Source organism: Paraburkholderia sp. UCT31, assembly GCF_014397655.1.
GTDB lineage: Bacteria > Pseudomonadota > Gammaproteobacteria > Burkholderiales > Burkholderiaceae > Paraburkholderia > Paraburkholderia tuberum.
Genome location: NZ_VZQP01000036.1, coordinates 32,585 through 46,996 on the forward strand (window position 1 = coordinate 32,585; position 14,412 = coordinate 46,996).

Genomic DNA, 14,412 nt, shown 5'->3' on the forward strand with positions numbered 1-14,412 from the left:
CACCTTGCACGACCGCACGCAGGTACAGACTTATTGAAGCGCGCCGTCGTCCTCCTCCACCACCCCGCCAGCGGGCAGTATCAGGCTGAACACCGCCCCATGAGGATCGCCCGGTGCGACCGTCAGTTCACCGCCATGGACTTCGGCGATGGAACGGCATATCGACAGCCCCATGCCCATGCCCGACTGCTTGGTCGTCACGAATGGTTCGAAGAGCCGCTCGGCCACTTCGGGCGCGAGCCCCGGCCCCGTGTCCTCGACCCGCACGAGGGCGCGCTGCCCCTGCAGCGCTTCGCATGCCACGGTCAGAACACGAGGGCGTTCGTCCACGGCACTCATGGCTTCGATCGCGTTCATGATCAGGTTCAGCACGACCTGCTGTACCTGAATACGATCGCCATTCACCCGTACTTCATCCGGCGGCCGGTAAATGACTTCGACACGATGGTCCTGTATCTGGCCGCGCAACATCGTCAGCACTTCGAAGACAGCATCGCCGAGATCGAACACGCTGAAAGTCGGCTCCGATTGCTTCGCCATCGCCCGCAGACTTTTGATCACCTGTGACGCCCGCAAACTGTCTTCGGCGACATTGGTGAGCATGATCCTCGCCTCGGCGACCTGGGGCGTTGGCCGGTCGAGCCAGCGCAACGCCGCGCCGACCGACGTCTGAATGGCCATGAGCGGCTGGCTGACCTCGTGGACGATCGACACCACCAGTTCGCCCATCGTCGTCACTCGAGTCATACGCGCCAGGTTCGCCAGCGCGCTGCTCAGCGCCTCTTCGGCTTTCGCCCGGGCCCGGTTCTGTTCGATCAGGTCTTCATAGAGTCGCGCGTTGTCCACGGCGATCGCAGCCTGGCTTCCCAGTACCGACAACACGGCAGTCTTGTCTGCCGTGAACGCGCCGACGGTCAGTTCGTTTTCTACGTAGAGCAAACCGACCAACTTCGCCTGTTTGAGGAGCGGCGTGCAGACAATCGAGCGGGAGCGGTTGCGCTGCACGTACTCGTCGCGAACGAATGCGCCGGTCTCGCAGGCATTGTCGACCACCACATGCTTGCCCGTGCGAACGACCGCGTGTACCACCGAGGTCGCCACGTCGGCGGACGAAATCGGCGAGGAGGCTACGCTAACGTCGATGCGTTCCGACCGTACCCGCGCTTGCGCCTCGATCCGCATCTCCGTGCCATGCGCCAAGGCTAGCACGCAGCGCCGGCCCCCCGCGTGTTGGAGCGCAGTCGTGACCAATGTTTCGATCAGGCGGCCCAGAACGATTTCGCTGGCGAGCGCGTTCGACGCCTTGATGACGGCAGCGATGTCGAGTTGTTGAAAGGCCGGATCTTGCAGCCGTGGTGCCATGGCGGGGGAATTCATTTCGCGCGGCAAGCCATAGCGACGATCCAGTTCATCGGTCTTGGCGTTGGCGCCCCATCGCTCGTAAGCATGACGCGCGTCGCGCAGATAGGCGTGTGCGTTCTGCTGCAGTCCGCGCGTCAGGCAAAACGAAGCCGCAAGCTCATTGGCCACTGCCTCGATCGGCAAGAACCGGTTCGCGTTTGAATGGCGGATCGCTTCGTCGTAGAGGTGTTCCGCGCGAGTCGACGCATCCTCTTGCCCGTCGAGTTGAGCAATCCGTGCGGCGACCAGGGTACTGCGGCCCGCAAAATTGACTGGACAGGCTTGTGCCCAGACATCCAACTGTGCGGAATGCGCCGCCAGCGCGTCCCAATGAATGCGTCGGGCGTCCTCATCGACGGCCGACGCACAAGCGTCGGCCCGCGTGAGCGCGCCGTAGAAGTGATAGTCGATGACTTCGAGAATGGTTGTCGACGCGCCAAGCGACGGCTGGGCCATCTGCTCGGCTTCGAGCGCCGCGTGGATCTGTCCGAACGTGAAGCGGGCCTGCAGACGGTAGGTCCACTTGGAAAATGCCACGCTGGTTGTCGTGTCCCGTGCGGGTTCGTTGATATGGGGGTGACCCGCGACGCCCGTTTCGCGAAGGGCTTTCACGAGTTCGAGCTGGCCGCCCAATACCCCGAGGTACAGAGCAAACCGTGAAGCGCTCGCGAGCGAGAAGCCTTTTTCCGCCTCGCGCTGGACTTCCTCGAGCGGCGCGCCCGCAAAAAGCAGGAGACTCGCCACGTTTCTCGCGCTCGAGACGTCGAACACCAGATTGCCGACTTCGGAAGAAATCCGGTAAGCCTGTTCGACAAACGGCATGCACTCGTCGAGCGGTCGGGTCCACGGAATCACAAGGCTGCCAAAGCGCATGTAGACCCGCGACTTGTAGCGCGACTGGCCGCAACGGTCGATTACCTGAATGGCCAGCTTTCCAAATTCATAGCCGCTTGGATAGTCGCCATAGCGCGCGCCGTACACAAAATTCAGAAAGACGAATCCAAAGCTCGATGCATCGCATAAGCCGTGCTCTACGCTTAGGTTGGCAACATGCAGCAGAATGATGTCGAGCAGGTTGACGTCGATGAACAGCGCGGGTGGGATCATGTCGGCCAACGCTTCGATGGCGCTATGCCAAAGCGGATCGCTGATCGTGGGCAATTGCGCGAGCTCCGCTATTTTCCGGTCGCCGATACGGCGCTGCAGACTGGCAAATGCCTCATCGACCTGCGCGTGTGTCGGCCTTGCTTCGATATGCAGGCCAAGGCGGCGCAGATAGTCGAGGCCCGCTTCCATGCCGAGATCGGCGCGACTCTGCGCGGTGTAGAGACCCGTTATCAGTCGCGTCAACTCGGCGCGCAACGCCATGCTGATCTCGCGAGTACCCAGCCTTAGCAGCCGTTCCTCGGCCGGCCCAAGCATGCCGAGCAGGCATTCGCAGTCGGCGCGGTAGAACTCGACCCAATGCGTGGTCTCGTCTTCGGGTTCGCTGCTCAATAGCGCATCCGCAGCGACGAAATACGTCAATGCCGAGGCGTAGGCCGTCGCCGCTTTGGCTCGCCTGCCAGCCATGATGTTCAGCCTGGCGAAGCGCCGCCGTTCGTCGCCCGGCGCAACGTGGTCAATGCCGAAATTGATCTGGCTGACAATGTCGAACACATCCTCGACGGTCTGGTTGTCGCTCACGTGCGCGATCATGCGCCGGCCGATCTCGAGGTGCAGGGCGATGCGCGAGTGTTCCGTCATCGAACCATAGGCGGCTTCGCGAAAGCGGTCGTGTCTGAAGTGATACGCGTCTTCGGCGAGATACACCAGGTCGGTGCGCACGGCTTCGATCAGCGAATCGTGGAGATCGGCCTCGGAACAATCCATGGCTGTTGCGAGTGTCGCCACCGGCGCAAAACTGCCCAGACAGGAAAAGTGTCTCAGCGCCGACTGTGTCGCGGCGCCGAGCCGGTCGAGGCGTCGCAGCATCAGGTCGATGACATTATCCGTGTAGGCCTTGGCCCGAATGCGGTCGATGTCGCGAACGTGCAAGCTGGACTGGTGTTCGAATTCGATCAGGCCTTCCTGCGCCAGTTCGATCGCGAACTGCGTGGCAAAAAATGGATTGCCGCCGGTTTTCTCCTCGACGAGATCGACCACGGGATTGACCTGTTCGAGCGAGCATTGCAGGGTACTCGCGATCAACCGTGCGGTGTCGTCACGATCGAGCGGCGCCAGTTCGAGGTGTTGCAGATTGGCGCTCTCAGACGCAATGAGTTGCCGCAAGGGATGGTCCAGGCCAACTTCGTTGCTGCGATAAGCACCGATGATAAGAAGATAGGGCGAGCACGACTTTTCGCTTAGATACGCGAGTGCGCTCATCGTGCCTTCGTCCGACCACTGGAGATCGTCGAAGAAAAGAATCAGCGGACGCTCGGGTTTGCAGAACGCCTTGATCAGGTCGGCCGCGGCCGTCAGGAATCGCTCCCGATCGACGGGCACGGTCGCGCCGTCGTCCGCGAACCTATCGCCCAGGATCAGTTTCAATTCGGGGATGACGGTCAACAGCATGCGCGCCTTGGTCCCGAGCGCATCGAGCAGTCGACGTTGCGATAGCAGAAACGTATCCTGATCTTCGCCGAGAATAGGACGGACGAGTTGCTCGATGATCTGAATCAGCGCCACGTAAGGCGTCGAGCTATTAACCTGCTCGCAGGTGCCGGCCGCGAACAGATGCGACGACGCACTGAGCTCTTTGGTCCACTGGTTCACGAGGGAGGTCTTGCCGGCACCCGAATATCCATTTACCAGAATGAGTTGCGACGGTTCGCCGGCGGCAGTTTGCTCGTACACGCTTCGCAGAACGCCGGTTTCACCTTCGCGTCCGAACAGTTGCTGTGAGGTGCGCTGGCGCCCGGACAGGCCGGGTATGTCCAGCGGAAATAAGGTAATCCGCTTGCCGGCCTGCCACATCGTTTCGCAGCGCTCGAGGTCGGCGCGCAGGCTTGCGGCTGATTGATACCGCTCCTCGGGACCCTTGGCGAGGAGTTTCATGACGATTATCTCGATCTGTCTGGGCAGTCCCGCGACCAGCTCAGATGGCGGTGCGGGGCGCTTGGCGAGATGCGCATGAACGAGCGCCAGCCGATCGTCGCCGGCGGCCGGCAAGCTGCCCGTCAGCATTTCATAGAACGTGCAACCGAGCGAGTACAGATCAGCGCGTGCATCAATGCGACGGTTCATCTGCCCGCATACTTCGGGGGCCATATATTCCACTGCGCCCTGACTCGCATGCCGCAAGTCGCTTTCGCGATGTTTCGGCTCGTTGCGAAACGCGCAGCCGAACCCTGTCAGCCGCGCGGCGCCGCCCGGGGTCACGAGAATGTTGTCGGGGTTCAGGTCGCAGTGAACGAGACCTTGCTCATGCGCATCGCTCAACGCGGAACTGATGCCAGCCGCCAGTCGCAGAAAGACGTCGGCGGGCAACGGTGCCCGGCACGTATCACGGAGCAGTTCGCCGCCGGGATCGTCCAGCATCAGCACGAGCTTGTTGTCCTGATGCAGCAGGTCGGTTGGCCGTGCCGCCCATGGTGAACGTAACTCGGCGCGCAAATCGTATTCGTGATGCAATCGGCGAGAGCCGTCACGTTCAGAGTGTGGGTTTTCGATCGACGCGAAAAGGGCGCGTGCCGCTGTCGGACTCGTGCCGCGCTGCAGCACCCGTGGCGCAGTGCGAAGCAGGACGAGTGAATAGTCGGTCAAATCCGTCATGGGCGCCGTCGTAAAAGATAAATCGTCGTGATCTGTCCGTAGTCGCAGGGTTCTGCCATTTAGAACGTCGCGACCCTGCGGTTCTCATGCCGACAGTATATTGCCGTGGCCGCCTTGCAATGCTCTTCTTTCAGCTCTGGATGTGTAATCAACCCTATTTGACCGCAAGCTACTACAAGGCCGACGCGTGTAAGCCTTCTGAAGGCGTACCCAAATCTTCCGGATGGTGAGTTTGAGACGAACGAGCTATTTTTTGAGCCGTTTGGATGTTCGCGCGCGTAAGCAGCTCCTCTACAGTAGAGGCGATGCAACCACCGACCATCTGAGCGCGCGGATAACGCCTCGGGCGCGTTGGTCCCGTATCGTATTCTGTGCAGCGGGACGAATATTGCTTCGCCGCACCTCCCCAATAGCAGAAATGTGAGAACCGGCATCATGACGAACCACACTATGTCAGGCTTTGCAGAGCGAGCGCGACAGAACCAGCAAGAACTTCTGTTGAATCTGGAATCCAGGTTTGACTATATTGTCTGTGGAGCGGGGACTTCAGGTTGCGTGGTCGCAGCAAGACTTGCATCCGATCCCACGGTCAAGGTTCTGCTTCTCGAAGCAGGCATCGACGACGAAGCCGATCTGATTTCCGATCCCAACAAATGGCCAATGACGCTGGGTAGCGAATTCGATTGGGGCTTTGTTGCGGCACCCAACCCCCATCTCAATGGAAGAGCTATTCCTTACTCGATGGGAAAAGGTCTTGGAGGCGGATCGAGCATCAACGTTTCAACCTGGTCAAGGGGGCACAAGGCAGACTGGGATTTTTATGCCTCTGAAACAGCGCATGCAGCGTGGAATTACGAAAATGTTCTAACTCTATATCGAAACCGAATCGAAAGCTGGACCGGAAACCCTGATCCAGATTACCGCGGCACCAGCGGCGCAGTGCATGTACAGCCTGCAGCGAATCCTCACGAATTTTCCGCAGCGCTGCTTGAGGGCGCCGAATCGGCGGGTTTGACCCGCTTTCCCAACGCAAACGGTCGCATGATGGAAGCGGCAGGCGGATGCGCGCTCGTCGACGAAACAGTGACGGGCGGTAAAAGACGGTCGCTATTCCGCTCCTATGTCTACCCCTTGATGGATCAGCCCAATATCACCGTACTTACCGGCGCACTGGTGACTCGGATTACCTTCGATAAGCGCCGTGCCACAGGCATCGATTTCGAACACCGAGGCAAATCGATCCACGTCGATGCCAAGCGCGAAATCGTCCTCTCTCTGGGTGCGATTCACACCCCGAAGTTGCTTATGCAGTCCGGTATTGGAGACCACGCAGAACTGGCACGCTTCGGGATTCCGGTCGTGCAAGCGCTCCGCGGTGTGGGGCGTAATCTTCACGATCATCTCTCGTTTGGGTGGGCGTGGGAAAACACCCACAATCCGTTGCCCGCTGAACCGAGAAGTCAAACTGCTTGCTTCTGGAAGTCGCGTGACGATCTTGAGAGTCCTAACTTTTACGCGTATGCCATTCAAGGTCCAGTATCGACACCGGAGATCGCGAGCCGCTTCAGTCCACCTGCATCTTCCTGGTCATTGGTAGTGGGTATGCGGCCGAGCAGTCGAGGTTCGGTCCATCTCACCGGTGCAAGCCCGTCCGACGCAATGAGAATCGAGGCAAACTATCTCGCCGAGGCGCAGGACCTCGAAGATCTGATAGCGGGGCTCGCCACTGCTCGTGCGATTGGCAATTCGGAAGCTTTGCGCCCATACAGCGGGCGCGAGATCATGCGAGATGCTTTGCACGAGAATGAACTCGAACAGTTTTTCCGCGATGCAGCCAGTACATTTTGGCACCAATGCGGCACTGCCAAAATGGGCCGTGACGAAATGTCCGTGGTCGACGGAGAATTGAAAGTGCACGGCGTTGAAGGTCTACGTGTCGCCGACGCCTCGGTCCTTCCTCGTGTTACGACGGGAAACACGATGGCACCCAGTGTGGTGATTGGCGAGCAGGCAGCATTATTCCTGCAGCTGGGCTGTCGGTCATAAATTCATAAGAGATGTCTATCTGTAATTTGACCGGAGTTCATCATGTCTGTTGTATCCACTAATACACTGGCTGGGCAAACGTATCCGCCTGCAAGCGCAGAGTCCTCGCCGGTCGCCAAATACATCGGGATCGTCAGGTTCAGCGGCCACCGGCGATATCGCCCAGCCGTCCGGGGACACGGCAGCGTCAACCGCGACGGATTCCCAGTCTTCGTCGACGATGGTCACGCTAACGCCGGGTGCTCAAGGACTGGCGTCGCTCGCGGCGGCGGCCATCACCGTCGAGACAGAAAGCTTCGCGAGTATGGGTCTAAAAGCTACCGATTTCCGCAACGCAAACACGCCTGCCCAGATAAGCGAGTTATGGCAGAAAGTTGCGAAGGCGACCTCGGCGCCGCACGGCCCGGTATCGCAATCGGACTTCGAAAATTTCGCCTCGAAGCTTGGTGCGACAAAAGACGAAGCCGATCAAATGTTTAAGGGCTTCGACACCAACCAGGACGGTTTAATCTCAAACGACGAGTTCCTGGTCGGCTTGGCCAGTACATTGAAGGATGGAAGTAGTTCATTTGCTCAATCGATTCTTCGACTAATGGACACTAACCAAAATGGCTCGGTCGACGCGTCGGAGTTTGGCACGCTCGAGTCTTCCTTTGTGCATGCTGAAAAACCTGCTGGCTGAGCTTTTTTAGAGGGCCAGCGCCCAAACCAGCGAATTGATATTTGTCACTGTTGGCCCCGCGCGGGTTAGCAGTGTCTTTCACCTCGCTACTCAGCAGGCCGGTGAAATACCTCCTCATGGCAGGCATCCGGGACGCAGGCGTAAGCGTTGAACTGATGTCATCAATGATGAGCGAAATGGAGCGGATGCGTGGGCAGATGGCTTTGCCGAATCACTGTTCACCGTGTTGATGCTGGACTATTTCGTGCTGAACGAACCTCCGTTGCGTCCGATTTTGCACCTGTGTCAATGACGCGCCTTAGCGCATGGACGATGTCCGCTCGGAGGTACGAGGCTGACGCGATAATGCGCCGACTGAAAGTCTGGGTGGTTCTATGAAGGCCGCACAACTGCACGGGCGGCAATTTAGGTTATGAGCTTCGCGTTTGATTTAAACGGGGCTAAAAGTCTTTTTGACATGCCCCGAAGTCATGCATTAATGCATAAAAGTTATGCGCGTTTGTGGCTTTTGGGACGAATTTGCATAGGCTAGTATTTGCTTCATCTGCTTTTCCACTACCGGTATTTGCAAGGAGCATCGACCGTGACAATGCAAGCCCTCGTTCTCTCCCAGTACAACGGACCGCTGGAACTCACCACCTTGGCGCGCCCCGAGCCATCGCCCGGACAGGTGCTGGTGCGTATAGCAGCGGCCGGTCTCAACCCGCTCGACACAAAAATCCACGCGGGCGGTGCCGCTCATGCAAAGCATCCGCTGCCGCTGGTGCTCGGCATCGACATGGCCGGCGTGGTCGAGGCGGTCGGTGCGGGCGTGACCCGCTTCAAAGCGGGCGACGAGATCTACGGCATGACCGGCGGCGTCGGCGGCATTCAGGGTTCGCTTGCGCAATATGCCGCCGTCGACGCAGATCTGCTTGCGCTGAAGCCCACCAATCTGTCGATGCGCGAAGCTGCTTCTCTTCCGCTCGTGTTCATCACCGCGTACATGGGGATCGTGGATCGCGCGAAGCTTCAGGCTGGGCAAACTGTGCTCGTGCAAGGCGGTGCCGGTGGCGTGGGCCACGTTACGGTGCAACTCGCGCGGGCGCTCGGAGCACGGGTGTTCGCGACGGCGAGCGCACGCGACCAGGAAGAACTCACGCGCCTTGGCGCCACGCCAATCGATTATGCCGCGCAGAACGTCGAGCAATACGTCGCCGAGCACACGGGCGGTGTGGGCTTTGAGGTGGTTGCCGATACGGTGGGCGGCGCGACGCTGGATGCATCGTTCGCTGCGGTCAAGCATTTCGGCCATGTGGTCAGCGCGCTCGGCTGGGGTACGCATGCACTCGCGCCGTTGTCGTTTCGCGAGGCGACGTATTCGGGCGTGTTCACCTTGCACGCGCTGCTGACCGGCGAGAACCGGGCGCACCACGGCGAGATGCTCCGCGAGGCCACGCGCCTCGCCGAAGCGGCGCGACTGACGCCGCGACTCGATCCGCGCCGCTTTGATCTTCGCTCGGCGGAACAAGGGTATAGCGCGATCACCGAGCGCAGCGCACGGGGCAAAATCGTCGTCGACATCGAGTGACGATGGCCGCGCGGGTCGGCGGCGGCGAGTCAGCGAAGCGGCGGCCAGGTGACTATCCGGCGTCGGTGAGCCTGTCAATGACCACGTCCATCAATGCCCGCAACCGACCCAGCCGCCGAAGGTCGCGATGGTAGCCGAGCCACACTTCGCGGCCCGGCGGCATTTCGCGGAGGTCGACACGGCGCCGTGATTGTTGCACAACGTTTTTTATGGACTCGACTTACACCATGAACACTGACAGTCAAACGGCCATTGTCACAGGCGCCTCCAGCGGCATTGGTTTTGCCGTCACCGAGGCCCTTCTCGGACTCGGTTTCAACGTGGTTGGAAATGCGCGATCGGACCGACGTCTGATAGACGCCGCAACGCGGCTGAACCACTCATCGCGGTTCGTGCATGTGGCGGGCGACATCGCCGACCCCGCCGTGGCAGACGCATTGTTCGAAACCGCGATTGCCCGTTTCCGTTCCGTCGACGTACTGGTGAATTGCGCGGGGGCGTTCGTCGCCAAACCGATCGTCGACTACACCGAAGAAGACCTCGATCTGCTGATCAATACCAATCTGAAAGGCTTTTTTTACCCGGCGCAACGCGCGGCGCGGCATATGACGGCCAATGGAGGCGGACACATCGTCAGCATCACGGCGAGCATCGCGATGCAGCCGCATGTTCGCGTGCCCTCGGTCATTCCCGCTCTGGTCAAAGGCGGCATCAACGCCGCAGTACGCGCGTTGGCGCTCGAACTTGCGGCACGCAACGTCAGGGTGAATGCGATTGCACCCGGTGTGATCGACACACCACTGCACGAGCCCGGCGCTGTCGAAAACTATCGCGCGCTCGCGCCATCGGGCGCGGTAGGCACGACGCAAGACGTGGTCGACGCGGTGCTTTACCTCGTCGGCTCCCGTTTCGTGACTGGAGTCGTCGTACCCGTCGACGGTGGCGCGACCGCAGGTGTCTGGTGATCCGATGAAAACATGGCGTAACACACAAATTCTGTCGCTGTTTGGCATCGAACTGCCGATCATTCAGGCACCGATGGCAGGCGTCGGCACTCCGCAACTCGCCGTCGCGGTTGCCCGTGTCGGAGGATTGGGCTCGCTGGCTTGCGCTTTGCTCAGCCCCGAGCAGGTGTGTACCGCCGTCACGTCGATGCTAACGCACACGACGGGTCCGTTGAACCTGAACTTCTTTTGCCATGCGCCGCCTGTATCCGAGCCGCATCGGCTTTCCGTCTGGCAACGGCGGATTCAACCGTATGCGAAAGCCTTGGGTTTGCCGCTCGTTTCGCCGTCCACGTCGACGCCGCCGTCCAGTCCCGGCGTTCACGCGTTCGACGAATCGTTCTGTAAAGTCGTCGAGCAGTTCAAGCCGCGCGTAGTCAGCTTCCATTTCGGCTTGCCCGAGGCATCGCTCGTCGCGCGGGTCCGGGCGACCGGTGCACGCATCATTTCGTCCGCGACGACCGTCGACGAAGCCCGGTGGCTGGCCGGACATGGGTGCGACGCGATCATCGCAATGGGTACCGAGGCTGGAGGCCACCGCGGCACGTTTCTGCCCGGCGAACTCTACACTCAGGCCGGCACACTGGCGCTGGTTCCACAGATCATCGACGCCGTCAGCGTTCCCGTAATCGCCGCAGGAGGTATCGCCGACGGACGCGGTCTCGCGGCAGCCATGATGCTGGGCGCGTCCGCCGTCCAGATGGGCACCGCTTATCTGCTGGCGGACGAAGTTGCGCTGCCGCCTCTTCACCGGAAAGCGATAGAACGTTCTCGCGACGACGCCACCGCGTTGACCAATGTATTTACGGGACGACCGGCACGGGCCGTCGTCAATCGCGCGGTGCGCGAACTCGGCCCGCTGGCCGCCGACGCGCCGCCGTTTCCCCTTGCGGGCCTTGCGCTCGCGCCGCTACGGATGCACAGCGAGAAAGGCGGAGCCGACGACTTCACGCCGCTGTGGAGCGGTCAGGCAGCGAGTCTGGCCAAAGCCTTGCCCGCCGCTGACATCACGCGCGGCATTGCCGCGGAGGCACTGGACCTAATGGGCGTTCAAGGAATGCGTGCTTGTAAGTGATTCGAGGCGATCGATTCGTCACAGGTCGCCACGCGAGTAACCGCTCTGATTTGGGCCGAACCCGTCCAATACGAAGGTTTGAAACTTGGAGCGTCGACGGCCTTGTCAACTTGCCGAAAGTGAGGCGGCACGACGGCAAGTGTGACGAGAGATCAGAAAGCAGTCGACGGATTTTGGGCGACTTCGGTGATGTCGCACCACGCAACGAATCGCGCAGCGAGTTGTTTTCGATAAAGTGAAGCGCGCAGCAGATGCCGCTTGAGCGCGAAATGTTGCCGGATCGGCCCAAGCCACGAGAGAAGTTTCTGTGTGCGTTTCGGCTCGCAAAAGCCTTGCATGCGACGCTCGCGTTCGCGCGTCGGTTGATGGCTGTTCTCGGCCCGGTTGTTCAGTCGGGCTGCCGCTTTGAGGAACACGTGCTTTACGTTCGCAAGTTCCGGGATCTGAGCTTTTGCCGGTATTGTCAACTTGATGGCCGGCGTGCGGCCGAACACGCAATACGTGAGGTTAGCTAAGTTAATTGGCAAGGCGCGTCAACATCGGCGCGCACGTCACGCTTTCCCACGCCTCGAAGGCCTCGGTGCGTAGCGCCCGCTTTTGTTTTGCATCGCTGTGGTACCGACAATGCATGAAGAGATTGGCTACCTGATCGTGAACCGACGCGAAGCGTTGCAGGTGACGCGCGGACTTGAAGCGGCGCGTCACTTTCTCGCGCACCCGTGTTGGCTGATGCGAGTTTTCCGCCCGGTTATTCAGCCCCTTGTGCTGGCGATGTTCGACGTTTATCCCCAGATCCCTGTTCGCCGCCGCGTAGCCCTTAAGCTTGTCGGTAACCAGTGCACGTGGGGCGCGCCCGTGCTTCTTTAACAGCTTGCGCATGAGCCGCCTGGCCGCGTGCGTGTCGCGCCGGCTTTGCACCAGCACATCGAGCACTGTTCCATGCTGGTCCACCGCGCGCCACAGCAAGTGCTTCTTGCCGTTGATCGTGACGACCACTTCATCGAGGTGCCACTTGTCGCCCCGGCCCAACGCCGTAGACCGGATGCGCCGGGCGATGCCCAGCCCGAACTTCACCGACCAGCGCCGCACCGTCGCATATGTAAGCTCAATGCCGCGCGCGGCCAGCAGTTCCTCCACCATGCGCAGGCTGAGCGGGAATCGGTAGTACAACCACACCGCGTAGCTGATCACGTCGGGCGGGAATCGGCAGCCAGCATAGGAGATGGTGTCGATAGCAGGTGCGTTTTGCTGCGCGGCGGCTCGTTTCATGCCCGATATTGTCGCCTCATCTCCGTCAATCCGCCAACAACGTGACAATGCCGCTGGGACGCGTGATTCGGACGCTGTTTCTGCTGAAATATCTCAACGAACCGGACCTGCGGCGCACGATTCACGCGGCGACCAACAAGAGCGAGCAGTTCAATGACTTCGCTCAATGGCTGATGTTCGGTGGCGGCAGAATCACCGTGTCTGTCCACGTCTTCGGCACGCTGCCGACGCGAAAATGGGCGTTGGTCAATATCGGTGTGTTCGTGCCCCGCACTGCCGTGCAAACAATTCGAGCCAGCGGACCTGCGGTGATTGGACGTACGCGAGCGCACTTGACGTTATCGTATCTGAAAGCAATACAAAGGGCCGGGCGCACGCGTTTTGACGCATGTGCAACCGTGCAGCGGGAGTGTCGAAGTCGACTGTGCTGCGAGCGTTGGGCAATCCGCTATCCCAGCCGGCCGGCACCAACGTGCGGCTTAAATTCGTCGCGGGTTTCGGAATGTTGGATCATGATGTCGTCTCCTGTCTTGTCGGCATGATGCACGCGACTTTGTATTGGCTCGGTGCCCATTGGCTGCATATGGTGTAGATACCGTGTGGGCTGATCGTCTGACCGTCGCAGACCTTTGTGATACGCAAGCCATGCTTAAGCGCGATAGCTCAATGAAACGGAGGTTCGTTCTGTAAAGCTGCGGCTAAACTCGGCAGGTGGGTCGATAATGCAGTTCTTGGCGCCCCAATCGAAGTCAAAGAGCGCGGGGCAACACCGATTGCGGGAGCCGCAATTTCCTGGAGGCTGTTCGATGCCGGACCGAAAGGCACCTCAAAAGCAATCGCGGGGCACAGTGTCAAACCGCTCACTCGAGCGTGGCCTTGAAATATTGAGTGCGTTTGGCCCGGGGGCAGCATTGCTCGGCAATGGAGACCTCGTCGAACGCACCGGTTTGGCAAAGGCAACGGTAAGTCGCCTCACGCGCACGCTCGCTGAGGCTGGCTATCTCGAGCATGATGTCGGTCGCAAGGCATATCGGCTTGGCGTACCCGTTTTAAGCGTCGCGCAGGCAATGCGCAGCGGCTCGACAATTCTCCTTGCTGCCGGCCCATTGATGCGTGCTGCCGCCCAGGAGCATCGCATCAATGTAGGACTCGCTGCCGCCGATCGCGAAGACATGGTCTATCTGGAGTCTATCCGCTACAACCAACGCGCGTCCTTGCGAACGGTCGTGTCTGGACAACGTATTCCGATGGACCTGACAGCGCTCGGGCGCGCGCATCTGGCGACGCTATCGAGAGAGGACTTCGACAGGATGATGGCAAGATTCGAAAAACGGGAACGTGGCCAATGGGCACGAATCCAGGCGGAAATCGTGGAGGCCATAGTCAGTGTCCACGCCCGCGGCTTCTGCGGGGCAAGCTGGCAGCCAGAGGTGGTGGCGATCGCTGTACCGCTAATGATCTCCGGGCACCGCACCGTTGTCGTAAACTTCAGTGTGCGTTCGGCCGAGCCCATCCAGACCATTGTCGTGGAGTTGGCAGCGCCCCTGCTCAGATTGCGCGATCAGATCCTGGCCGAAGTCATCAGGATCGAAAGTTGACAGATCAGCGG

The 14,412-nt window shown here is 60.2% G+C and carries 8 protein-coding genes and 3 pseudogenes; 7 read left to right on the plus strand and 4 right to left on the minus strand.

Annotated elements, in window-relative coordinates; genetic code table 11:
• Window positions 1–30: 30 nt before the first annotated feature.
• Complete coding sequence (locus tag F6X40_RS26785) at window positions 31–5,157, minus strand: AAA family ATPase (protein ID WP_262421555.1); 5,127 nt, start codon at window positions 5,155–5,157, stop codon at window positions 31–33.
• A 435-nt stretch (window positions 5,158–5,592) separates the two neighbouring features.
• Between F6X40_RS26785 and F6X40_RS26790 the strand changes: the two genes are divergently transcribed.
• From F6X40_RS26790 to F6X40_RS26800, 3 genes are all read left to right on the plus strand, one after another.
• Entirely contained in the window at window positions 5,593–7,203 is a 1,611-nt protein-coding gene (locus tag F6X40_RS26790; protein WP_187629856.1) for a GMC family oxidoreductase, read from the plus strand.
• 220 nt (window positions 7,204–7,423) lie between these two features.
• Window positions 7,424–7,885 carry an EF-hand domain-containing protein gene (locus F6X40_RS26795; protein ID WP_187629857.1) on the plus strand — a complete coding sequence of 154 codons (462 nt, stop codon included), beginning with the start codon at window positions 7,424–7,426 and terminating at the stop codon, window positions 7,883–7,885.
• Window positions 7,886–8,468: 583 nt separating this feature from the next.
• Complete coding sequence (locus tag F6X40_RS26800; RefSeq protein WP_187629858.1) at window positions 8,469–9,455, plus strand: zinc-dependent alcohol dehydrogenase family protein; 987 nt, start codon at window positions 8,469–8,471, stop codon at window positions 9,453–9,455.
• Window positions 9,456–9,507: 52 nt separating this feature from the next.
• Here F6X40_RS26800 and F6X40_RS42610 read toward each other — a convergent pair.
• A pseudogene (locus F6X40_RS42610) lies at window positions 9,508–9,639 on the minus strand (LysR family transcriptional regulator); the annotation flags it as partial.
• A gap of 43 nt (window positions 9,640–9,682) precedes the next feature.
• Here F6X40_RS42610 and F6X40_RS26805 point away from each other — a divergent pair.
• The gene (locus F6X40_RS26805) at window positions 9,683–10,420 is read left to right on the plus strand and encodes an SDR family NAD(P)-dependent oxidoreductase (RefSeq protein WP_187629859.1); all 738 of its coding nucleotides are present in this window, start codon (window positions 9,683–9,685) and stop codon (window positions 10,418–10,420) included.
• A 4-nt stretch (window positions 10,421–10,424) separates the two neighbouring features.
• A complete protein-coding gene (locus F6X40_RS26810) occupies window positions 10,425–11,534 on the plus strand; it encodes an NAD(P)H-dependent flavin oxidoreductase (RefSeq protein ID WP_187629860.1) in 1,110 nt (369 codons plus the stop codon).
• Window positions 11,535–11,686: 152 nt separating this feature from the next.
• On the opposite strand, the pseudogene F6X40_RS26815 reads toward F6X40_RS26810, so the two are convergent.
• Window positions 11,687–11,989: pseudogene (locus tag F6X40_RS26815) on the minus strand (IS6 family transposase); the annotation flags it as partial.
• 61 nt (window positions 11,990–12,050) lie between these two features.
• Window positions 12,051–12,803 (minus strand): IS6 family transposase, encoded by a 753-nt coding sequence (locus F6X40_RS26820; RefSeq protein ID WP_187629861.1) that lies wholly within the window; start codon window positions 12,801–12,803, stop codon window positions 12,051–12,053.
• A gap of 53 nt (window positions 12,804–12,856) precedes the next feature.
• On the opposite strand from F6X40_RS26820, the pseudogene F6X40_RS43600 reads away from it, so the two are divergent.
• Together F6X40_RS43600 and F6X40_RS26830 are read left to right on the plus strand one after the other, a co-directional pair.
• Window positions 12,857–12,988: pseudogene (locus F6X40_RS43600) on the plus strand (Tn3 family transposase); the annotation flags it as partial.
• Between the two features lie 621 nt (window positions 12,989–13,609).
• Window positions 13,610–14,401, plus strand: coding sequence for an IclR family transcriptional regulator (locus tag F6X40_RS26830; RefSeq protein WP_187629862.1), 792 nt, complete (start codon window positions 13,610–13,612; stop codon window positions 14,399–14,401).
• Window positions 14,402–14,412 lie beyond the last annotated feature (11 nt).